Source organism: Nostocoides sp. (assembly GCF_035343835.1).
Taxonomy (GTDB): Bacteria; Actinomycetota; Actinomycetes; order Actinomycetales; family Dermatophilaceae; genus Nostocoides_A; species Nostocoides_A vanveenii.
In genome coordinates, this window is sequence record NZ_DAOQZV010000330.1 from 1 (window position 1) to 2,747 (window position 2,747).

Below are 2,747 nucleotides of genomic sequence, written 5' to 3' on the forward strand. Positions count from 1 at the left end.
CGCGGCAGCCCCGCGCTCGTCGGGTCACCGAGTGCGGGCCCGGGCTTCTACGCCGGCGCCCGGGCCGGACGGCGGGCGGCGAGGTTGGCGGCATACGGCTCGATGCGGGACTCCCACAGCGCTGCCGTGGCAGCGGTCAGTTCCTGTGGCGACCCGTCATTGGTCAGCAGCACATCCGCGGCCGCCCGTCGCTGTTCATCGCTGGCTTGCACCCGGATGCGCGCCCGGGCATCGTCCTCGGCCAGCCCGCGCTGCTCGACCAGGCGCTGAACCCTGGTCTCGGAATCGGTCAGCACGACCACGACCAGGTGGTAGTCGGCCGACATCCGCTTCTCGACGAGCAAGGGCATGTCGTGCACGGCGATACCGTCCGGCGGCACGGCCGCGAACTGACGGGCTGCCTCTGCCCAGATCAGTGGATGGGTGATCGCCTCCAGCGCGGCAAGTTCGCCCGGATCGGCAAAGACGCGTGCGGCCAGGGCCGCGCGGTCCACGAATCCGTCCGCGGCAACCACGCCGGGGCCGAACCGATCCAGCACGGCAGCCGTGCCTGGTCCGCCCGGAGCCAACACCGACCGGGCGATCGCGTCCGCGTCGATGATCACCGCCCCACGCGCGGCCAGGGCCCGGGCGACACTCGACTTACCGCTACCGATGCCCCCTGACAAGCCAACACGCAACACGGGTCCACCCTAACGACGCGCCGGGAACTAGCATTCCGGCGGTTTCCTTTGGCACACTGCCGACGTCATGCCAACTGCCTGCCGGTTGTCGCGCGCCCCAGGCCCCGTGGCCAACCGCCTTAGGAGATTCGCGCAATGCCCAGATCACGCCGCCTCGCCGTCATCGGCCTGGCCACCGCCGCCACTGCCGTGGCTGGTACCGCCAGCGCCACGCCCTTCGAGGAGGGCGCGGCGATCGTTACGGGGCTGGCCCCCGCAGTGCCGGTCGGTGCCCCTGGAGTGGCGGTCGGCGCCCCCGGAACTCGCGACACGACGCCCTACTTCACCATCCAATTCGGTCGCACCCAGTGGGTCTCGGCCGACAAGCTCTGCAAGCCCCTGCCAAATGCCGTCACCCTCGGCCGGGTCGCCACCCTCCTGCAGCAGCGGGGCAAGGTGGCGTCGGGCAATGTCGTGGTCAAGCGCCAGGGCGTCAGCCAGTCGTGCTTCTCCAACTACGTCATCTCGCCCTCGTGGAACGATCTGACCCAGTTGCGGACGGTCTATGGCTGGACCTTCAACAGCGCTGGCATGACCTACGCGAATATGACGACACTGACGCCCACCGAGCAGCTCGCCGAAGCATGCGGATCCGTGGGTGCACTGGCGCGCCGCGGGCACACCCGCGCGTGGGGGTTGTTCGCCTACCCGAACAACAAGTACTCCGACAAGATCCAGACCCAAGTCGTCAAGAAGTGTTTCGCCTTCGGCCGGCAATACGGCGACACGACCACGACGCAGGCGGCTGGCGCGCTGTGGCCGAACTGGCAGACCACGGTCTCGGTCAACGGCGGCCGCTGCGCGGACACGACCCTGGCCTGCTCGACCTCGGGCGCCTCGTCCACCTATCAGACACCGGCGATGCTTATTCCCAAGACCCGTGTCGCCGCGGGCGCGTGGACCACCATGCAGTGGTATCGCCTGGTCACCGGGACGAGCACGACAGGCACGGTCGCGCAGTGGAACTGCACCGGCGCGGAGAACACCCACTGGACCAGCGATGCCGAGCTGTATTGCGTGCGCGACTTCCTGCGCGTGATCGACGCCATCCCCTCCACCGTGAAAGTCACCGACGCGGCGACCGTCGCCGAGGCGTGGGGCGTCAAGCCGTCCGGCACCTGATCGCTGCCTCGGCGCACGAGAACGGGCCCGGTCCCCCCGCGAGGGGGGCCGGGCCCGTTTCGGTGGCACACGGCATACGTGCCCGTATGCCGGGTGCCTCAGTTACCGGTGAGCTTCTCGCGCAGCGCGGCGAGCGCCTCGTCGGAGGCCAGGGTGCCCTCGGCGACCGGCGCGGACGTGCTGGCGCCGCTGGCAGAGGAGTAGGAGGACGGGGTCTCGCCCGCGGTCTCGCTGCTCTCTGCGTCGGCCTTGGCCGCGGCCTCGACCTGGGCGCGGTGCGCCTCCCAGCGGGCGAACGCCTGGGCGTACTGCTTCTCCCACGCCTCACGCTGCTTCTCGTAGCCCTCGAGCCACTCGTTGGTCTCGGCGTCGAAGCCCTCGGGGTACTTGTAGTTGCCCTGCTCGTCGTACTCCGCGGCCATGCCGTAGAGGGTCGGGTCGAACTCGACCTGGCCCGCGCCGTCCTCATTGGCCTGCTTCAGTGACAGGCTGATGCGGCGACGCTCGAGGTCGATGTCGATGACCTTGACGAAGATCTCCTGACCGACGGTGACGACCTGCTCCGGCAACTCCACGTGGCGCTCGGCCAGCTCGGAGATGTGGACCAGGCCCTCGATGCCGTCCGCGACGCGGACGAACGCACCGAAGGGCACCAGCTTGGTGACCTTGCCCGGCACGACCTGACCGATCGCGTGGGTGCGGGCGAAGTGCTGCCACGGGTCTTCCTGGGTCGCCTTCAGCGACAGCGAGACGCGCTCGCGGTCCATGTCGACGTCCAGCACCTCGACGGTGACCTCATCGCCGACCTCGACGACCTCGGACGGGTGGTCGATGTGCTTCCAGGACAACTCGGAGACGTGGACGAGACCGTCGACGCCGCCCAAGTCAACGAACGCACCGAAG

3 protein-coding genes are annotated in these 2,747 nt (G+C 69.2%); 1 reads left to right on the plus strand and 2 read right to left on the minus strand.

Annotated elements, in window-relative coordinates; translation table 11 throughout:
• Nucleotides 1–47: 47 nt before the first annotated feature.
• Nucleotides 48–683 carry a dephospho-CoA kinase gene (gene coaE / locus PKH97_RS15680; RefSeq protein ID WP_324388543.1) on the minus strand — a complete coding sequence of 212 codons (636 nt, stop codon included), beginning with the start codon at nucleotides 681–683 and terminating at the stop codon, nucleotides 48–50.
• 135 nt (nucleotides 684–818) lie between these two features.
• Here coaE and PKH97_RS15685 point away from each other — a divergent pair, with 135 nt between their 5' ends.
• Complete coding sequence (locus PKH97_RS15685) at nucleotides 819–1,844, plus strand: hypothetical protein (RefSeq protein ID WP_324388544.1); 1,026 nt, start codon at nucleotides 819–821, stop codon at nucleotides 1,842–1,844.
• 98 nt (nucleotides 1,845–1,942) lie between these two features.
• Here PKH97_RS15685 and PKH97_RS15690 read toward each other — a convergent pair.
• A partial coding sequence (locus PKH97_RS15690) for a S1 RNA-binding domain-containing protein (RefSeq protein WP_324388546.1) occupies nucleotides 1,943–2,747 on the minus strand: 805 nt, incomplete at its 5' end.